Source organism: Pseudomonas alloputida (assembly GCF_021283545.2).
Lineage (GTDB): Bacteria > Pseudomonadota > Gammaproteobacteria > Pseudomonadales > Pseudomonadaceae > Aquipseudomonas > Aquipseudomonas alloputida.
This window is the reverse complement of record NZ_CP128540.1, coordinates 1,276,361-1,295,460: the sequence shown is the minus strand read 5'-3', so window position 1 is coordinate 1,295,460 and position 19,100 is coordinate 1,276,361. Positions and strand designations below refer to the sequence as shown.

The window sequence follows — 19,100 nt, the reverse complement described above, 5'->3', positions numbered from 1 at the left end:
TTCCAAACCAGCCTCGCCTTGCAGGAGCCCTTGCCATGGCCGCCCCCGCCTTTCCTCCCTTCCGCCTGCGGTTCGCAACCGCTGCCACCCTGCTCGGCATGCTCGGGCTGGCCGGCTGCCAGACGGGCGGCTATCAGGACAGCGTGCCACCGACCAGCGGCGTGCAGCCGCTCAAAGGCTTGGCACAGAATGTTTCGGTACGGCGCAATGCCATGGGCGCGCCGCTGATCGAAAGCAGCAGCTTCCATGATGCGCTGTTCAGCCTGGGCTATGTGCACGCCGGCGACCGCATCGAACAGATGGTCGCCATGCGCCTGCTCGCCCAGGGCCGCCTGGCCGAACTGGCCGGCAGCGAGGCGCTGGATATCGACCGCCTCATGCGCGCCGCCAACCTCAAGCAGAGTGCCGCCCAGCAATACGCCGACGCATCGCCACGGCTCAAGCGCTTCTTCGAAGTGTACGCGCGCGGGGTCAACGCCTACCTGTTCCGCTACCGCGACAAGCTGCCAGCAGGCCTGGCCAGTAGTGGCTATCGCCCCGAATACTGGAAGCCTGAAGACTCGGCGCTGATCTTCTGCCTGTACGCGTTCAGTCAGTCGGTCAACCTGCAAGAGGAACTCAGCGCCCTGACCCTGGCGCAGAAAGCCGGTAGCGACAAGCTGGCCTGGTTGCTGCCCGGGGCCCCGGACGAGCCGTTGGCCGAAATGGAAGTGGACAAGCTCAAGGGCCTGAACCTGGCCAGCCAGTTGCCGGGGCTGCCAGCCCTGGCGGCTGCCAGCCAGAAGCTGGCCGACCTCGACCTGCTCGGTAGCCCGGGGTCGGCCAACCTGGCCCTGGGTCCGCAGCGCAGCCGCAGCGGCAAGAGCCTGCTGGCCAGCGACAGCCGCGCCGCCTGGGCCTTGAGCCCGGTACAAATCAATACCAGCAAGTACCAGGTTGCCGGCCTGTCCTTGCCGGGCCTGCCAATTGTGCTGGCCGGCTACAATGGCAAGCTGGCCTGGAGCAGCAGCGCGGTCATGGCCGACAATCAGGACCTGTTCCTCGAGCAGCTGCGCCGCCAAGGCAGTCAGCTGAGCTACCTGGCCGATGGTAAATGGCTGCCGGCCCGCGCCCGCAGCGAAACCTACTTTGTACGTGGCCAACGCCCCGTGCGCGAAGTGATGTACGACACCCGCCACGGCACCCTGCTGGCCCAGCCAGAAAACGCCAGCCTGGGCCTGGCGCTGAACCTGCCCCAGTTCAAAGGTGATCGCAGCCTGGATGCCCTGTTCGACCTGACGCGGGCCAAGAACGTGGAGCGGGCCTTCGACAGCACACGTGAAGTGACGGCTGCTGCCGTCAACTTCGTTTTTGCCGAGCCTGAGCACATCGGCTGGCAAGTCAGTGGCCGCTACCCCAATCGCCGCGAAGGCCAGGGCCTGCTGCCCTCGCCGGGCTGGGACGGGCGTTACGACTGGGACGGCTATGCCGACCCGATGCTGCACCCGTACGACCAGGACCCACCCGCGGGCTGGATCGGCCATGCCAACCAGCGCAGCCTGCCGCGCGGCTATGGCATGCAGCTGTCCAGCACCTGGTACTACCCCGAGCGTGCCGAACGACTGGCACAGCTGGCCGGCAACGGTCGCCACGACAGTCGCAGCCTGATGGCCCTGCAGAACGACCAGGTGACCTTGCTGGCCAACAAGCTCAAGCAGATGTTCGACGCACCCGGCATGGCCCAGCCACTGAAGCAGGCAATCGACGCCCTCCCCGCCGGGCAGCGCGACAAGGCCCGCGACACGCTGGCCCGGCTCAAGGCCTTCGATGGCCGCCTGAGCCCGGTGTCGGCCGATGCCGCGCTTTACGAGTTGTTCCTGCAGGAGGTCGCTCGACAGACTTTCCTCGATGACCTGGGCCCGGAGTCTGGCCCGGCCTGGCAGGCATTCGTCGGCAATGCACGTTTGTCATTCTCGGCGCAGGCCGATCATCTGCTGGGCCGCGATGACAGCCCCTTCTGGGATGACCGCAACACGCCACAAAAAGAAGACAAGCCCGCCATCCTCGCCCGCAGCCTGGCGGGCGCAATGGAGGCCGGTATCGCACAGCTGGGGGCCGACCGACGCACCTGGCAGTGGGGCAAGCTGCACCAGTACCGCTGGCCGGCACCGGCCTACCATGGCCTGGGTGATGCGATCAGCCGTTCGCCGCTTGCCGCAGGCGGCGACTTCACTACCCTGGCCCTCACACCATTCGCCTGGGGCAGCGACTTCGACACGCATCTGCCAGCCTCGGCACGGATGATCGTCGACTTCGGCCAGGCCGAACCGTTGCAGATACTGACCAGCAGCGGCCAGTCCGGCAACCCGGCCAGCGCGCATTACCGCGATGGGTTGGATGCCTGGTTCAAAGGGCGCTTCATGAGCCTGCCACTGCAACAGCAGAACTTCGGCAGGGCGTATGGCAACCAGCGGCTTACATTGGTGCCGGGGCGGTAACGGCATTCTTCAGGGGCGCATGAGGGGGCTTGATGAAGTTTTTCAGCAGCTCCCTCCCAAATCCATCCGAACTAACGTCCAGCACCATGCCTCTTAACGGGTAACCCCAGAACCAGTGCCCGTGCCATGGACCTCGTCATCGCCCGCCCCGAAGGCCTGTACTGCCCGCCCGGAGATTTCTACATCGACCCCTGGCGGCCCGTGGAGCGGGCTGTCATTACCCATGGCCACGGCGACCACGCACGCACCGGCAATGGCCATTATCTGACCGCCAGCCCCGGTGCCGGCATTCTGCGCAGCCGCCTGGGCCAGGACATCAATCTGCAGACCCTGCCCTACGGTGAGCGCCTGCTGCACCACGGCGTGACGTTGAGCCTGCACCCGGCCGGGCACGTGCTGGGTTCGGCACAGGTGCGCCTGGAGTATCGAGGTGAAGTCTGGGTTGCATCCGGTGACTACAAGGTAGAACCCGATGGCACCTGTACGCCCTTCGAACCGGTGGCGTGCCACACCTTCATCACCGAGTCGACCTTCGGCCTGCCGATCTACCGCTGGCCAAGCCAGAGCGAGATCTTCGCCAGCATCAATGCCTGGTGGCGGGCCAACAGTGAACAGGGCAAGGCCAGCGTGCTGTTCTGCTATGCCTTCGGAAAGGCCCAGCGGATTCTGCATGGGCTGGATGCCAGCATCGGCCCGATCCTCGTGCATGGCGCCATGGAGCCGCTCAACCGGGTGTACCGGGATGCCGGCATCCGCCTGCCGGAAACCCGCTACGCAGGCGATATTCCGCGCAACGATCCACTGCTGCGCCAGGCACTGGTCCTGGCGCCCCCGTCAGCCGGTGGCAGTAGCTGGATGCGCCGTTTTGGCGATTACAGTGATGCCTTCGCCAGCGGCTGGATGCTGCTACGCGGCGCCCGCCGGCGGCGCGGCGTGGACCGGGGCTTTGTGCTGTCCGACCACGCCGACTGGCCTGGCCTGCTCTGGGCCATTGGCCAGACCGGTGCCCAACGGGTGATGGTCACTCACGGCTCGGTCGAGGTACTGGTGCGCTACCTCACCGAACAAGGCCTGGATGCCCGCGCCTTCGTCACCGAGTATGGCGACGAAGACGATGTGCCCAACACCGCCCCCTCGCCATGAAAGCCTTCGCTACGCTGTTCCTGCGCCTGGACGCGACCACCTCCAGCAATGCCAAGCTCGAGGCACTGCGCGACTACTTCGACATGGCGCCCGCCGAAGATGCTGCCTGGGCGGTGTATTTCCTGGCCGGCGGGCGCCCACGCCAGCTGGTGCCCACCCGCCTTCTACGCGAACTGGCGACGACGCTGGCTGGCCTGCCGGACTGGCTTTTCGAAGAAAGCTATCAGGCCGTGGGCGACCTGGCCGAGACCATTTCGCTGCTGCTGCCGCTGCACGCCGATGGCAACGAGGAAGGCCTGGCCACCTGGGTGGAACAGCACTTGCTACCCCTGCGCGGGCTGACGCCTGAGCAAGTCCGCCAGCGCCTGCCGCCGCTCTGGGCCCGGTTGGACCGTGCCAGCCTGATGCTATGCCTGAAGCTGATCACTGGCAGCTTTCGCGTGGGCGTGTCAAAGCTGTTGGTCACCCGCGCCCTGGCGCAACTGGCCGGGCTGGACGCCAAACGCGTGGCCCAGCGCCTGGTCGGCTACACCGATATAGGCCATCGCCCGACTGCAGCCAGTTACCAGAGGCTGATCGCCCCAGAGTCCGCCGATGAACACAACCAGCGTGGCGGTCAGCCCTACCCATTCTTCCTGGCCCATCCGCTGCAAGTGTCCAGCGATCAGTTCGATACCCTGCTCGGACCACCAAGCGATTGGCAAATCGAATGGAAGTGGGATGGCATTCGGGCGCAAGTGGTGAAGCGCGATGGCCAGCTGTGGGTGTGGTCACGCGGCGAAGAACTGGTTACCGAGCGCTTCCCCGAACTGCATGGCCTGGCACAGACGTTGCCCGATGGCGTGGTGCTCGATGGCGAGATCCTGGTCTGGAAACCCGGTGAAACCGAGACGGAACTGGCCGTGCAGCCTTTCGCCTTGCTGCAACAGCGCATCGGTCGCAAAACGCTGGGCAAAAAACTGCTGAACGATGCGCCGGTGGTGCTGCAGGCCTACGACCTGCTGGAGTGGCAGGGCGAGGACTGGCGCAGCCGACCGCAGCACGAACGCCGAAGCCAGCTGGAACACCTGGTGGATGAACATCCACTTGCCCCCGTGCTGTTGTCGCCTCTGCTGCAAGGCCCGGACTGGGCCGACCTTGCCCGCCAGCGCGAACAGTCACGCAGCCTGGGCGTGGAAGGGCTGATGCTGAAGCAACGCGAGGCCCTGTACGGTGTGGGGCGCACCAAGGACATGGGCATCTGGTGGAAGTGGAAGATCGACCCTTTCAGCGTCGATGCGGTGCTGATCTATGCCCAACGCGGCCACGGCCGCAGGGCCAGTCTGTACAGCGACTACACCTTTGCCGTATGGGATGCACCGGCAGGTACCCCTGGTCGGGCGTTGGTGCCCTTTGCCAAGGCCTATTCAGGGCTCAGCGACGAAGAAATGCGCAAGGTCGACGCCATCATCCGCAAGACCACGGTGGAAACGTTCGGCCCGGTGCGCAGTGTCACTCCAACGTTGGTGTTCGAGCTGGGCTTCGAAGGCATCGCCCTGTCCCGGCGCCACAAAAGCGGTATTGCCGTGCGCTTTCCGCGCATGCTGCGCTGGCGGCTGGACAAGCCGGTGGAAGAAGCAGATGACCTGGCCACCCTGCAGGCGCTACTGGCCTGAAAAAGTATGCGGTGCCTGACTGCTGCAGGATGAGGCGCATTCGCTGAAACTATGCTTCTATTTTTGAGCCGACCCGTGTCGCAGACCGTTTTCGCCACGCAGCCAGGACCAACATGCACCATTCAACCCACGACCTGCTCTCCCCCGTACCGGGGATCACCCGCCAACTGCACAGCTTCCACTTCGGCCCCCGCAGTGGAGGCAAAGTCTATATCCAGGCCTCACTGCACGCCGACGAGCTGCCGGGCATGCTGGTAGCCTGGCACCTCAAGCGCCGCCTGGCCGAGCTGGAACAGCAAGGCCGACTGCAGCGCGAGATCATACTGGTGCCGGTGGCCAACCCGGTGGGTTTGGAGCAAGTGCTGCTGGATGCACCATTGGGGCGTTTTGAACTGCAAAGCGGCGAGAACTTCAATCGCAACTTCGTCGACCTGTCGGACAGCATCGGCGACCAGATCGAAGAACACCTTACCCAGGACCCGACGCACAACCTTGCACTGATCCGCGAATACCTGCGCCGCGGCCTGGACGCACACCCGGTCCGCACACCCCTGCAAGCCCAGCGCCTGATACTGCAGCGCCTGGCCTGCGATGCCGATATGGTGCTGGACCTGCACTGCGACTTCGAAGCAGTCGAGCACCTGTACACCACACCCGATGCCTGGCCCCAGATCGAACCCTTGGCCCGTTACCTGGGCGTCCAGGCCAGCCTGCTGGCAACCGACTCGGGCGGGCAGTCGTTCGATGAATGTTTCAGCCTGGTCTGGTGGCAATTGCAGCAACGTTTCGGCAAACGCTTCCCGATCCCGCTGGGCTGCTGCTCGGTCACCGTGGAGCTGCGTGGCCAGGCGGATGTCAGCCATGATCTGGCCAGCAAGGACTGCCAGGCGATCCTCGACTTCCTGACCCACGCAGGTGTCATCGAAGGCACCAGCGCCCCCCTGCCCGCGCTGTTACGCCACGCCACCCCGTTGGCTGCGGTGGAACCTGTGGCAACGCCACTGGGCGGGTTGCTGGTTTACCACGCCAAACCGGGCCAGCACCTGGAGGCCGGCCAACTGATCGCCGAAGTCATCGACCCACTCAGTGACCGAGTCACCCCCCTGCGCAACAGCCAGCCGGGGCTGCTGTATGCGCGTAGCGTCCGGCGCATGGCCACCGCTGGCATGGTCATCGCCCATGTGGCCGGCGAACAGGTATGCCGCAGCGGCTACCTGTTGGCCAATTGATCCGGTAAAACCATTGCAGCCGGCAAGTGGTCTGTAGAAGCACAGCCTTCGAAGGACCGCCTGCCCTCATGCCTGCTGCTACCGACCTCGCCAATGCCTGGTTTGCCAAGCGCGGCTGGAAGCCCTTCGCCTTCCAGCGGCGCGTATGGGCTGCCGTCGAACGGGGCGAATCCGGTTTGCTGCATGCCAGTACCGGTGCCGGCAAGACCTACGCGGTCTGGCTCGCGGCGCTGCGTGCGTTCAAGCCCAGGCCCCAGGGCCGCCACTTGGCCCCCATACAGGTGCTGTGGGTGACGCCCATGCGTGCCCTGGCCGCCGACACTGCACGTGCGTTACAAGCGCCGCTTGATGAGCTCCAGCTGCCTTGGAGCGTAGGGGTGCGCAGCGGCGACACCAACAGTGCCGAGCGCGCCCGACAGGCCCGGCGGCTACCCAGTGTGCTGATCACCACCCCCGAAAGCCTGACCCTGCTGCTGACCCGGGCAAAGGCACGTGAGGATTTCGCCACGCTGCAACTGGTGGTGGTGGATGAATGGCACGAGCTGCTTGGCAACAAGCGCGGGGTACAACTGCAGCTGGCCTTGGCGCGCCTGCGGCATTGGCACCCGGGCCTACCGACCTGGGGCTTGTCGGCAACCCTCGGCAACCTGCAACACGCACGGGATGTCTTGCTGCCCCAGGGCGGCCTGCTGGTGCAAGGCCGGCAAGACAAGGCACTGCAAGTCGACACCCTGCTGCCAAAAGCGATCGAGCGCTTCCCTTGGGCTGGACACATGGGCCTGAAGATGCTCGACCAGGTCTGTCACGAGATCGATGCCAGTGCCAGTAGCCTGGTGTTCACCAACACCCGCGCCCAGGCAGAAATCTGGTATCAGGCCCTGCTTGAGGCCCGCCCGGACTGGGCCGGGCTGATCGCCCTGCACCACGCCTCGCTGGCCCGCGATACCCGCGACTGGGTCGAGCGCAGCCTCAAGCAAGGCAGCCTCAAGGCGGTGATCTGCACGTCCAGCCTGGACCTGGGCGTGGACTTTCTGCCCGTGGAACGGGTGCTGCAAATCGGCTCGGCCAAGGGCATCGCCCGCCTGATGCAGCGGGCGGGTCGCTCAGGACACGCGCCTGGGCGGCGCTCCAGGGTCACCCTGGTGCCCACCCATAGCCTGGAACTGGTGGAAGCGGCGGCGGCCCGGCAGGCGCTGTTAGCCGGCCACATCGAAGCCCGCTTTTCACCGCGCCTGTGCATGGACGTGCTGGTACAGCATCTGGTCAGCATGGCCTTGGGCAGCGGTTTTCGCCCGGAGCAACTGCTCGCCGAAGTGCGCAGCACCTGGGCTTTTCGCCAGTTGCGCGACAGCCAATGGCAATGGGCGCTGGACTTCGTCTGCCACGGCGGCAGCTCATTGACCGCCTACCCGGACTACCAGCGTGTCGAGCGCCAGGCCGACGGAGTTTACCGGGTTACCAGCGAACGCCTGGCGCGGCGCCACCGCATGGGCATCGGCACCATCGTCAGCGATGCCAACCTGCAACTGAAATACTGGAGCAAGGGCGGCGGCGGGAAAACGCTGGGCAGTGTTGAAGAAGCGTTCATCGCCCGCCTGCGCCCCGGCGATACCCTGGTGTTTGCCGGGCGGGTACTAGAGCTGGTACGCGTGGAAAACATGACGGCCTATGTGCGTCGCAGCACGGCGCGCAAGGCTGCGGTAGCGCGCTGGAACGGCGGGCGCATGCCGCTCTCGAGCGAACTGGCCGATGCGCTGGTCGAGCAGCTCGATGCTGCCGCCCATGAACGCTTTGAGGGGCCGGAAATGCGCGCAGTACGCCCGCTGCTTGCGCTTCAAGCGCAGTGGTCAGCCTTGCCCACCACAAGCACACTGCTGGCCGAGACCTTCAAATCCCGCCAGGGCTGGCACCTGTTCCTGTATCCCTTTGCCGGGCGCATGGCCAACCTGGGCTTGGCCAATCTGATTGCCTGGCGGGTCAGCCGCGCACAGCCGCTGTCGGTGTCGATTGCCGTCAACGATTACGGATTCGAACTCCTCAGCCCTGCCCAGGTGGACTGGGCCAGTCACCTGCCGCAAGCACTCGGCACCGCGGACCTGCTGGAAGATGTGCTGGCCAGCCTGAATGCCGGGGAGATGGCACTGCGGCGCTTTCGTGAAATTGCCCAGATTGCCGGGCTGGTGTTTGGCGGCTATCCCGCCGCGCAGAAGAGCACGCGGCAAATCCAGGCCTCCAGCGGGCTATTCTATGAGGTGTTTCGCAAGCATGACGCGGGGAATTTGCTGCTTGGCCAGGCGCGGGATGAAGTATTGAGCGAAGAGCTGGAAATCGAACGGCTGCATCGGCAACTGCTGAAAATGAGTGAGTTGCAACTGGACCTGCAGGCGTTGAGGCGGCCAGGGCCACTGGCGTTTGCCTTGTTGGTGGAAGGCATGCGCGAGACATTGAGCACCGAGAAGCTGGCAGACCGCATTGCGCGGATGGTGGCGGAACTGGAACAAGCGGCGAACGCGGGATGAATTACCAACCCATCGAACACCGGGGGCAGGCGCTCTGGCTGCTTGCCGACAAAGCCATCTACTGGCCCGCCCGCCGCGCCTTGCTGGTGGCCGACGTGCACATCGGAAAGGCCGCCAGCTACCGCGCCCTGCATCAACCGGTGCCACGCGGAACGACTGAGGCGACACTCGCCAGGCTCGATCGCCTGCTGGCCGAGCATGACTGCGAACAACTGATCATCCTGGGCGACTTTCTGCATGCCCGCACGGCCCGCGCCCCGGCAACGCTGGCCAAGGTGGAGGATTGGCGAAAGCGGCACAAAAATCTGAAAGTGGTGCTCATACGCGGCAATCATGATCGCAACGCCGGCGATCCACCAGCCTCGCTCGATATTCAGGTCGTGGACGAGCCTTGGGTTCTGGAGCCCTTTGCCCTGCAGCACGAGCCGCAGCCCCACGGCACACACCCGGTACTGGCGGGCCATGTACACCCGGTCTTCGTCCTGCGCGGCAAGGCCCGTCAGCGCTTGCGCCTGCCTTGCTTCGTGATCGATGAGCAAGTCAGCCTGCTACCTGCATTCGGTGAGTTCACCGGGGGGTGGGAAATCACCCCCGCCAGCGCCAGCCGGCTGTACCTGGCTGGCGCTGAACGCGTCTGGCCGCTTTAGCGACGCTCAGGCCACAGGGGCGGGAGGCGGCTCGTCCGGCAAGGTCGGCTCACCCGGCTCCATGGGAGGCGTCTCACCGGGTTCCGGCGGTTGCGGGGTATCGGGGTCAGGCTGATGGGGCACGCCCCCCGCCTGCATGGGCAGCGGGTGCGCCAGCAGTGACCAGGGCAACAACCCAACGTGATTGGGCTGCAGGCCTGCCAGCTTGGCACTGATTGCGGGATGGAGTTTCATTGGCTGCTCCTGACGAAAGCCGATGCACATCATGCACACCGGCGTTACTTCGTTGGAGTGCCAAAGGCGCGGGTAATTCCCCGCGCTTGTCGGCTCAGGTACGCGGCAGGGTGACGCCGCGTTGGCCCTGGTATTTGCCGCCACGGTCCTTGTACGACACTTCGCACTCTTCGTCGGACTGCAAGAACAGCATCTGCGCCACGCCTTCGTTGGCGTAGATCTTTGCCGGCAGCGTGGTGGTGTTGGAGAACTCCAACGTCACGTGGCCTTCCCACTCGGGCTCGAGCGGCGTGACGTTGACGATGATGCCGCAACGGGCGTAGGTGCTCTTGCCCAGGCAAATGGTCAGCACGTCACGGGGAATGCGGAAATATTCGACAGTGCGCGCCAGGGCGAAAGAGTTTGGCGGGATGATGCACACGTCGCTCTTGATATCGACGAAGCTGCCAGCATCGAAATTTTTCGGGTCGACGGTGGCCGAGTTGATGTTGGTGAACACCTTGAATTCGTCGGCGCAGCGTACGTCGTAACCATAGCTGGAGACGCCGAAGGAGATCACGCGGTTGTCCTGCTCGCCGCGCACCTGGCGCTCGACGAACGGCTCGATCATGCCGTGTTCCTGCGCCATGCGGCGAATCCACTTGTCCGATTTGATGCTCATGGCGGGGTGTCCTGAAGAGTTGCGAGGTGAAAATCGTGACGCGCATATTACCGGTCCCGGCGCCCAGGTTAAAGTTCCATCCCTCATCCCGCGCCGGGTGGGGGCTGCAGCCGCCGCCGATCCGAATTTGCCTAAAGCGTCTTCTGACCATTGGCAGGTTGCGGAAAGTGGGGTAAGGTGTTGCCACTGTGCTGCACGTGACACCGAGAATCTCTAGTTTGATGCACGATCCTGATCGGCCCATCGCTGAATTTTCTGCTCTCTTTGCGCTCAGTCCCGGGCAGGGTTTTTCCTGACCGTTATCAAATTGTCCAAGGAGACAGAAAAATGTCCAACCGTCAATCCGGTGTTGTTAAGTGGTTCAACGATGAGAAAGGCTACGGCTTCATCACCCCTCAGTCGGGCGACGACCTGTTCGTGCACTTCAAAGCCATCCAAGCTGACGGCTTCAAAACCCTGAAAGAAGGCCAGGCTGTTACTTTCGTCGCTACCCGCGGCCAGAAAGGCATGCAGGCTGAAGAAGTTCAGATCGCCTAAGTCGATCTAGCTTCCTAGCTTTCAAAAAAACCCGCCTTCTGGCGGGTTTTTTTATGCCTGCTCGAAATAGGCGCTGGCCTCTTCGCGGGCTCGCCCGCTCCCACAGGGACTGCACAGGCTTCAAGTACGGCGCAGTCGCTGTGTGCGGGCAAACTCGGTATGGCAGGTCAGTCTTCGCTGATGGTAATGCTGGGCATTGCCGGCGCCGCAGCTTCCTGCAGCACGATCCGCGCGCCTACCTGGCGGGCCAGCTCCTGGTAAACCATGGCAATCTGGCTTTCCGGCTCGGCGATCGCCGTGGGCTTGCCGCTGTCGGCCTGCTCACGTATCAGCATCGACAACGGCAGCGACGCCAGCAGGTCGACGCCATACTGGCTGGCCAGCTTCTCGCCGCCACCCTCACCGAACAGGTGTTCGGCATGGCCGCAATTCGAGCAGATATGCACGGCCATGTTCTCGACCACGCCCAGCACCGGAATGTTGACCTTGCGGAACATTTCCACGCCCTTCTTGGCATCCAGCAGCGCCAGGTCCTGCGGCGTGGTGACGATCACCGAACCGACCACCGGTACCTTTTGTGCCAGGGTCAGCTGGATGTCACCGGTACCCGGTGGCATATCGATCACCAGGTAATCCAGGTCATCCCAGGCGGTCTGGGTGACCAGTTGCAGCAGCGCGCCAGACACCATTGGGCCACGCCATACCATCGGCGTGTTGTCGTCGGTGAGGAAGGCCATGGACATGACTTCCACGCCGTGGGCCTTGATCGGCACAAACCACTTCTGCTCGCGAATCTGTGGACGGGTGCCCTCGGCGATGCCGAACATCACCCCCTGACTGGGGCCGTAGATATCGGCATCGAGAATACCTACCCGTGCGCCTTCGCGTGCGAGGGCCAAGGCCAGGTTGGCAGCGGTGGTCGATTTGCCCACACCGCCCTTGCCCGAGGCCACGGCGATGATGTTCTTGACGTTGGCCATGGATGGCACCTGGGCCTGGGCCTTGTGCGCGGCCACCACGCAATCGATCGAAACCTGAGCGCCAGTGACCCCCTCGAGGCTGCCAATGGCGGCCTGCAGCACCTGGGCCCAGCCGTTCTTGAACAGCCCTGCGGCATAACCCAACTGCAACTGCACGCTGACCTGCCCGCCCTGGATATCGATGGCGCGCACGCAGCCGGCGCTGACCGGGTCCTGGTTCAGGTAGGGGTCGGTGTACTGGCGAAGCACGCCTTCAACGGCGGCACGGGTGACGGCACTCATGGAGACTCCCATTGGCAAACTGAATGTAAAACAGCCGCCTATCCTAACCCGTCAATCGTCAGCAGATGCGCTTGCGGGGTGAAATATCTTCGCCAGCCCTTTATAGTGGCCGATCATCCTCATTTTTACCCCGTAGCCAGATAAGTAGCCGAGCCACCATGTCCGAGCCACGCCAGATTCTCGTCACCAGCGCCCTGCCCTATGCCAATGGATCGATCCATCTCGGCCATATGCTGGAGTACATCCAGACGGACATGTGGGTGCGCTTCCAGAAGCTGCGCGGCAACCAGTGCATCTATGTCTGCGCCGATGACGCCCACGGTTCGGCCATCATGCTGCGCGCCGAAAAGGAAGGCATCACCCCGGAACAGCTGATCGCCAACGTCCAGGCCGAGCACAGCAGCGATTTCGCCGACTTCCTGGTGGACTTCGACAATTTCCACTCCACCCACAGCGACGAGAACCGCGAGCTGTCGAGCCTGATCTACTCGCGCCTGCGTGAAGCCGGGCACATCGCCACCCGTTCGGTGACCCAGTACTTCGACCCGGAAAAAGGCATGTTCCTCGCCGACCGCTTCATCAAGGGCACCTGCCCGAAGTGCGCGGCCGAAGACCAGTACGGCGACAACTGCGAAAAATGCGGCGCCACCTACGCACCCACCGAGCTGAAGAACCCCAAGTCGGCGATCTCCGGTGCCACCCCGGTACTGCGTGATTCCCAGCATTTCTTCTTCAAGCTGCCAGACTTCCAGGCCATGCTGCAGCAGTGGACCCGAAGCGGCACCCTGCAGGACGCGGTAGCCAACAAGCTGGCGGAATGGCTGGACTCCGGCCTGCAGGAGTGGGATATCTCCCGCGACGCGCCGTACTTCGGCTTCGAGATCCCGGGCGAGCCTGGCAAATACTTCTACGTATGGCTGGATGCACCAATCGGCTACATGGCCAGCTTCAAGAACCTCTGCGCACGCCGCCCGGAGCTGGACTTCGACGCCTTCTGGCACGAAGGCTCCAAGGCCGAGCTGTACCACTTCATCGGCAAGGACATCGTCAACTTCCACGCCCTGTTCTGGCCTGCCATGCTCGAAGGCGCCGGCTTCCGCAAGCCGACCGCGGTCAACGTGCACGGCTACCTGACGGTCAACGGCGCCAAGATGTCCAAGTCGCGCGGCACCTTCATCAAGGCCCGCACCTACCTGGACCACCTGCAGCCGGAATACCTGCGTTATTACTATGCGGCCAAGCTGGGCCGTGGCGTCGACGACCTGGACCTGAACCTGGAAGACTTCGTGCAGAAGGTCAACTCCGACCTGGTCGGCAAGGTCGTCAACATTGCCAGCCGCTGCGCCGGTTTCATCCACAAGGGCAACGAAGGTGTGATGGTAGGCGGTGATGCCGCGCCTGAGCTGACCGAAGCCTTCCTGGCTGCCGCACCTTCCATCGCCGAAGCCTATGAGGCCCGTGATTTTGGCCGCGCCATGCGCGAAATCATGGCACTGGCCGACCGCGCCAACGCCTGGATCGCCGACAAGGCACCGTGGTCACTGGCCAAACAGGAAGGCAAGCAGGATGAAGTCCAGGCCATTTGCGCCCAAGGCATCAACCTGTTCCGCCAGTTGGTGATCTTCCTCAAACCGGTACTGCCGGTGCTGGCCGCTGACGCCGAGGCTTTCCTCAACGTGGCCCCGCTGACCTGGAACGACCACCTGACACGCCTGGAAAACCACCAGCTTAATCCGTTCAAGGCCCTGATGAGCCGTATCGAGCCGGCCAAGGTCGAAGCCATGGTCGCTGCCAGCAAGGAAGACCTGCTGGCTGCCGAAGCCAAGGCCCCGGCGGGCAATGGCGAGCTGGCCAAGGACCCGCTGTCGGCAGAGATCGAGTTCGATACCTTCGCTGCCGTCGACCTGCGTGTGGCGCTGATCGTCAAGGCTGAAGCCGTGGCGGGTGCCGACAAGTTGCTGCAACTGACCCTGGACATTGGTGACGAGCGCCGCAACGTGTTCTCCGGCATCAAGTCAGCCTACCCAGACCCGTCCAAGCTGGAAGGCCGCCTGACCATGATGGTAGCCAACCTCAAACCCCGGAAGATGCGCTTTGGCGTGTCCGAAGGCATGGTCATGGCTGCCGGCCCTGGCGGTGAAGAAATCTACCTGCTGAGCCCGGACAGCGGCGCCAAGCCAGGCCAGCGCATCAAGTAACCGCCCTGCCGGCCATTGTGGGAGCGGCCTGCCCGCTCCCACAATTACGCAGGCCCCTTCATGTCAAACCCGGACAATCGCCCCGATTCCCGGCTATCGTCATCTCATGAATGACTACATCCTGGTCCTGATCAGCGCCGCACTGATCAATCACCTGTGCCTGCTCCGACAGCCACTCTCCGGGCTGCAACTTCAGGTGCACGGCCTGGCCTGCGCCCTGTGCATCGCCCTGGGCGTAATCGGCGCGCAGCTGCTGGTGCACGCGGTACTTGCCCCGTTGCACATCCACGATCTTGCCCTGTTTCTGCTATTGCCCTGGCTGGCCTTGCTCGCCTGGGGACTGCCCTGGCTTTTGGCCAAGTGGCGCCCGGCCTGGCCTGTAGTGGGGTTGCCAGCGCTGCTGTTGAGCAATGCAGCAGCGCTTGGGCTTGCCCTGCAGCAGACAAGCGACGGCACCACCTGGCCAACCATGCTGCTCAAAGGCTTGCTGACGGGTGGCGGCTTCTGGCTGGCGCTGATGGTGTTCGCCGACCTGCGCCAGCGCAGCGCCCACGCCGATATCCCCAACGTGCTGCGCGGCCTGCCCATCGAATTGATCGGTGCCGGGGTGATGGCTATGGCGTTTTCCGGTTTCAACGGAATGTTTGGCCAATGAGCAGTCCCGATCCGCGCCTACGCACCAGCATGGGCCTGGTCTTGCTCGCCTGCACGCCTGGGCTGCTGGCGCTGTTGTGGCTGCATGGCTGGGGCATGATGCTGAACCTGTTGCTGTGCGCCAGTGCCGCGCTGCTGTGCGAGGCATTGCTGCTGGCACTGCGCAGCCAATCGCTGAGCCAGGCGCTAAACGACGGCAGCGCACTGGTGACCGCCGTACTGCTGGCGGCCGCCCTGCCCACCTTGGCGCCATGGTGGCTGCCGGTCATCGCGGCAAGTGTCGCGATCGGTATCGGCAAGCAGGCCTACGGTGGGGTCGGGCGAAATCTGTTCAATCCAGCCATGGTGGGCTATGCCTTCGTGCTGCTCAGCTTCCCGTTGCAGATGAACCATTGGCCTGGGCAGGCCCCAGGCCTGCTCGACAGCGTGCAGCAGGTGTTCGCTGGGGGCGGACAGATCGATGCCTGGGCCCGACCGACATTGCTCGACGGCTTGCGCCACAACCGCAGCCTGACCATCGACGAGCTGTTCGCCAGCCATCCGGGCTTTGGCAACATTGGCGGGGCAGGCAGCGAATGGGTCAACCTGGCATTCCTGCTTGGTGGCCTGTTCTTGTTACAGCGCAAGGTGATCAGTTGGCATGCACCGGCAGGTTTGCTGGCAGGGCTATTGGTATTCAGCTTGTTGGGCTGGAACGGTTCGGGGTCGGACTCCAATGGCTCGCCTTTGCTGCACCTGTTTTCCGGCTCGACCATGCTGGCAGCCTTCTTCATTGCGACCGAGCCAGTGTCCGGCCCCAGAGACGACTGGGCCAAGCTGTGCTTCGGCGTGGGAACAGGGGTGCTCATCTACCTGATTCGTACCTGGGGCAGCTATCCGGATGGCACCGCGTTCGCCGTCCTGCTGATGAACCTTTTCGCACCGGCACTCGAGCGCATGGCTGTGCAGCGTCAGCAGGCAGCCCGATGAAGCGCGGGGTTCGGGATGTGGGCCTGTTGCTGCTGACTGGAGTATTGGCAGTGTCAGCCACCCTGGCCTGGCGGCAGTGGACCGGTCCGGTCATCGCCGGCGCTGAAAAGCAGCTGCAAAGCCGCCAGCGGCTGGCCGTGCTGCCCGACGGTAGCTATGACAACCAGCCCCTGGAAAGCCCGCTGCCAAGGCCCGCCGCACAGAGGCCCAATAGCCGTATCCTGGCGGCTTACCGTGCCACTATGGCAGGTAAGCCAAGCGCCATTATCCTGATCACACAGGCCCAGGGGTATGCCGGGCCGATCGTGCTGAGCGTCGCCATCACCACGGACGGCCGGCTGATCGGCAGCCAGGTTGTCGAACAACAGGAAAGCCCCGGGCTGGGCGATCGCCTGGGGGATCCGCGATTGCACTGGCTGAGTCAGTTCAACAACCGCGATCATGGCGATCACTGGGCGCTGAAGCGGGACCAGGGTGACTTTGACCAATTGGCCGGCGCAACCGTGACCTCGCGAGCGGTGATCGCCGCATTGCAGGATGCGCTGAGCTATTTCGACGAGCAGCGTAGTGTATTGCTGGAGGGCGCCACCCATGAATAGGTTCTGCCTGCTGGCCATGAGCCTGGCGCCACTGCTGGGTGCCACCCGAACGCTGGCTGAAGGCGCGGCCATCGGCCTGTGCGCAGTACTGATGGGGTGCCTGCACCAACTGTTGCTGGCGCCACTGCGTAAACACATGGCCAGCTGGGCCTATGTACTGGCTAGCCTGTTGCTGCTGGCAGCCTTGGCCAGTTGCCTGCAGTTGGCCCTGCGGGCCTGGCTGCTACCACTGGCCATTGCCCTGGGCCACTATCCCGCATTGTTGTGCCTGCAATGCCTGGCCAGTGACCACCTGCTACCTGACCAACGCCGCTGGCGCCTGCTCGCAAGGCACCTCGGCGCTGTCTTTGCCATTTGCCTGCTGCTGGGCGCCAGCCGCCAATGGCTGGCTGACCATGCCGAGCTGCACCTGGCCAGCCTCGCACCCGGTGCGCTACTGCTGCTGGGTCTGCTGTTGGCCTTGTACAATCGCCTGCTTCCAGACCCTGCCCACCCACCTCGTCAAGGAAAGCCCTGATTTCATGAATGCCGCCAAACGCCTGGAGATTTTTCGCAGGCTGCACGAAGACAACCCCGACCCAAAGACCGAACTGGCCTACACGACCCCGTTTGAACTGCTGGTCGCCGTGACACTGTCCGCGCAATCCACCGACGTCGGCGTCAACAAGGCCACTGCCCGCCTGTTCCCCGTCGCCAACACCCCCGAGGCCATCTATGCCCTGGGCGTTGAAGGCCTCAGCGAATACATCAAGACAATCGGGCTTTACAACAGCAAGGCCAAGAATGTCATAGAAGCGTGCCGGCTGCTGATCGAGCGCCACGACAGCCAGGTACCGCAAACCCGCGAAGCGCTGGAGGCGCTACCCGGCGTCGGCCGCAAAACCGCCAACGTGGTGCTAAACACGGCGTTTCGCCAACCGGCCATGGCCGTGGATACCCATATCTTCCGGGTGAGTAACCGCACAGGCATCGCGCCAGGCAAAACGGTGCTGGAAGTGGAAAAGAAACTGCTCAAGTTTGTACCCAAGGACTACCTGCTCGACGCCCACCACTGGCTGATCCTGCACGGGCGCTACGTGTGCCAGGCGCGCAAGCCAAGGTGCGGCAGCTGCAGGATCGAAGATTTGTGCGAGTACAAGCACAAAACCTCCGACGATTGAGCCGATAGCCAAAAACCACTCACATCGATTGAAAAAATCTTTTTTACCAGCGTCTGCTTTCTGGTTATAAGGACGGCCAATGGCCCCTTGGCTTGGAGCGACTCATGAGTACCGATAAAGACGACCTGTCGATCGATGATGATTTTGTTGCCGCAGACGATGACGCGGAGCCACAGGTTGAAATCGCAAAGACCAACCTGAGCAAACGTCGCACCATCGACAACATGCTGGAAGAACGGCGCCTGCAGAAGCAGTTGGCCGATTTCGATTACGACCTGTAGTGCGGGTCCCGTAGTCATGGACCGATAGCCCTGGCAAAGCCTCCTGGCTGGAGGCTTCAAGGCTTGGCGATCAGTTCAGACCTTGCCGTTGCGCCAGCTCGATCAGGTCAACCAATGACCGTGCATTGAGCTTGAGCAGCAGCCGTGACTTGTAGGTACTGACCGTCTTGTTACTGAGGTACATGCTGTCGGCAATCTCCTTGTTCGAACGCCCTCGCGCCAGTTGTTGCAGCACCGTCATTTCTCGCGCAGAAAGGCGATTCACCATATCCGTCTCGCTGCCCGCCCCCCTGCCACGTGACGCATGCAAGGCCTGGTTGGGGAAGTAGCTGTAACCCGACAACACAGCCTTGATAGCGCTGAGCAGTTCGGTAAGCTCCTGCTGCTTGCACACGTAACCCGCCGCCCCTGCCTGCATGCAGCGCATCGAAAAGTTGCCGGGGGCCTGTGACGTCAGCACCAGTACCTTGCTACCCGGGCTGAATGTCGCCATGCGGGCGATCACCTCCAGGCCATCCAGTTTCGGGATACCGATATCCAGCACCACAATATCCGGCAGGTGTTGCCGTGTCAGCTGCAACGCAGCTACCCCATTGTCAGTCTCCGCCACAACGTCATACCCATGCCGCTCCATCAGCATGCGTACGGCCAGGCGTATGACCGGATGATCATCCACGATAAGCACTTTATTCATGCGATATCCATACATTGTTGTTGCTTTGGCACGCCACGATAACCGACAGGACGCTTGCTGGCGCGGCGATTTACCAGCGAAAGCCATGGACAGAAAAAGCCTACAGAACTTACAGAAACTTCCTACACACAATGACTATGGTTGTAACAAATAAATTACTTATTACCGAAAAAAAGTACCA

General features: G+C 63.2%; 18 protein-coding genes. 14 read left to right on the top strand and 4 right to left on the bottom strand.

Going from position 1 to position 19,100, the window contains the following annotated elements; all coding sequences use genetic code 11:
• Window positions 1-35: 35 nt before the first annotated feature.
• The 6 genes from LU682_RS05850 (at window position 36) to pdeM (ending at window position 9,670) form a co-directional block, all read left to right on the top strand.
• Window positions 36-2,477, top strand: coding sequence for a penicillin acylase family protein (locus tag LU682_RS05850; protein ID WP_010952271.1), 2,442 nt, complete (start codon window positions 36-38; stop codon window positions 2,475-2,477).
• Window positions 2,478-2,603: 126 nt separating this feature from the next.
• Complete coding sequence (locus LU682_RS05845; RefSeq protein ID WP_010952269.1) at window positions 2,604-3,620, top strand: ligase-associated DNA damage response exonuclease; 1,017 nt, start codon at window positions 2,604-2,606, stop codon at window positions 3,618-3,620.
• Entirely contained in the window at window positions 3,617-5,275 is a 1,659-nt protein-coding gene (locus tag LU682_RS05840) for an ATP-dependent DNA ligase (RefSeq protein ID WP_010952268.1), read from the top strand. The genes LU682_RS05845 and LU682_RS05840 overlap by 4 nt, the downstream gene beginning before the upstream one ends.
• A 113-nt stretch (window positions 5,276-5,388) precedes the next feature.
• Entirely contained in the window at window positions 5,389-6,504 is a 1,116-nt protein-coding gene (locus tag LU682_RS05835; protein WP_010952267.1) for a succinylglutamate desuccinylase/aspartoacylase family protein, read from the top strand.
• Window positions 6,505-6,572: 68 nt separating this feature from the next.
• A complete protein-coding gene (locus LU682_RS05830) occupies window positions 6,573-9,023 on the top strand; it encodes a ligase-associated DNA damage response DEXH box helicase (protein WP_010952266.1) in 2,451 nt (816 codons plus the stop codon).
• Window positions 9,020-9,670, top strand: a complete 651-nt coding sequence (gene pdeM / locus LU682_RS05825) for a ligase-associated DNA damage response endonuclease PdeM (protein WP_010952265.1) — start codon at window positions 9,020-9,022, stop codon at window positions 9,668-9,670. The genes LU682_RS05830 and pdeM overlap by 4 nt, the downstream gene beginning before the upstream one ends.
• A 6-nt stretch (window positions 9,671-9,676) precedes the next feature.
• Here pdeM and LU682_RS05820 read toward each other — a convergent pair whose 3' ends face one another.
• A complete protein-coding gene (locus LU682_RS05820; protein ID WP_003254918.1) occupies window positions 9,677-9,904 on the bottom strand; it encodes a hypothetical protein in 228 nt (75 codons plus the stop codon).
• Window positions 9,905-9,998: 94 nt separating this feature from the next.
• On the bottom strand, window positions 9,999-10,565 hold the full coding sequence (gene dcd / locus LU682_RS05815; protein ID WP_003254920.1) for a dCTP deaminase: 567 nt from the start codon (window positions 10,563-10,565) through the stop codon (window positions 9,999-10,001).
• 327 nt (window positions 10,566-10,892) lie between these two features.
• Between dcd and LU682_RS05810 the strand changes: the two genes are divergently transcribed.
• Entirely contained in the window at window positions 10,893-11,102 is a 210-nt protein-coding gene (locus LU682_RS05810) for a cold-shock protein (protein WP_003254922.1), read from the top strand.
• Window positions 11,103-11,269: 167 nt separating this feature from the next.
• Here LU682_RS05810 and apbC read toward each other — a convergent pair whose 3' ends face one another.
• Window positions 11,270-12,364 (bottom strand): iron-sulfur cluster carrier protein ApbC, encoded by a 1,095-nt coding sequence (apbC, locus tag LU682_RS05805; RefSeq protein WP_010952263.1) that lies wholly within the window; start codon window positions 12,362-12,364, stop codon window positions 11,270-11,272.
• A gap of 158 nt (window positions 12,365-12,522) precedes the next feature.
• On the opposite strand from apbC, the gene metG reads away from it, so the two are divergent.
• From metG to LU682_RS05770, 7 genes are all read left to right on the top strand, one after another.
• Complete coding sequence (metG, locus tag LU682_RS05800) at window positions 12,523-14,562, top strand: methionine--tRNA ligase (RefSeq protein WP_010952262.1); 2,040 nt, start codon at window positions 12,523-12,525, stop codon at window positions 14,560-14,562.
• Window positions 14,563-14,668: 106 nt separating this feature from the next.
• Window positions 14,669-15,217, top strand: coding sequence for an Rnf-Nqr domain containing protein (locus LU682_RS05795; protein ID WP_010952261.1), 549 nt, complete (start codon window positions 14,669-14,671; stop codon window positions 15,215-15,217).
• Window positions 15,214-16,185, top strand: a complete 972-nt coding sequence (locus LU682_RS05790) for an RnfABCDGE type electron transport complex subunit D (protein ID WP_010952260.1) — start codon at window positions 15,214-15,216, stop codon at window positions 16,183-16,185. Before LU682_RS05795 ends, LU682_RS05790 begins: the two co-directional genes overlap by 4 nt.
• Entirely contained in the window at window positions 16,182-16,784 is a 603-nt protein-coding gene (locus LU682_RS05785; RefSeq protein ID WP_010952259.1) for an RnfABCDGE type electron transport complex subunit G, read from the top strand. The genes LU682_RS05790 and LU682_RS05785 overlap by 4 nt, the downstream gene beginning before the upstream one ends.
• Window positions 16,777-17,301, top strand: a complete 525-nt coding sequence (locus LU682_RS05780) for a hypothetical protein (RefSeq protein ID WP_049588516.1) — start codon at window positions 16,777-16,779, stop codon at window positions 17,299-17,301. The genes LU682_RS05785 and LU682_RS05780 overlap by 8 nt, the downstream gene beginning before the upstream one ends.
• A 4-nt stretch (window positions 17,302-17,305) precedes the next feature.
• On the top strand, window positions 17,306-17,944 hold the full coding sequence (gene nth / locus LU682_RS05775) for an endonuclease III (protein WP_010952257.1): 639 nt from the start codon (window positions 17,306-17,308) through the stop codon (window positions 17,942-17,944).
• A 104-nt stretch (window positions 17,945-18,048) separates the two neighbouring features.
• Complete coding sequence (locus LU682_RS05770; RefSeq protein WP_010952256.1) at window positions 18,049-18,225, top strand: PA3496 family putative envelope integrity protein; 177 nt, start codon at window positions 18,049-18,051, stop codon at window positions 18,223-18,225.
• 70 nt (window positions 18,226-18,295) lie between these two features.
• Here the strand turns inward: LU682_RS05770 and LU682_RS05765 are convergent, their stop codons facing one another.
• Entirely contained in the window at window positions 18,296-18,919 is a 624-nt protein-coding gene (locus LU682_RS05765) for a response regulator transcription factor (RefSeq protein WP_003254939.1), read from the bottom strand.
• Between the last annotated feature and the right edge of the window lie 181 nt (window positions 18,920-19,100).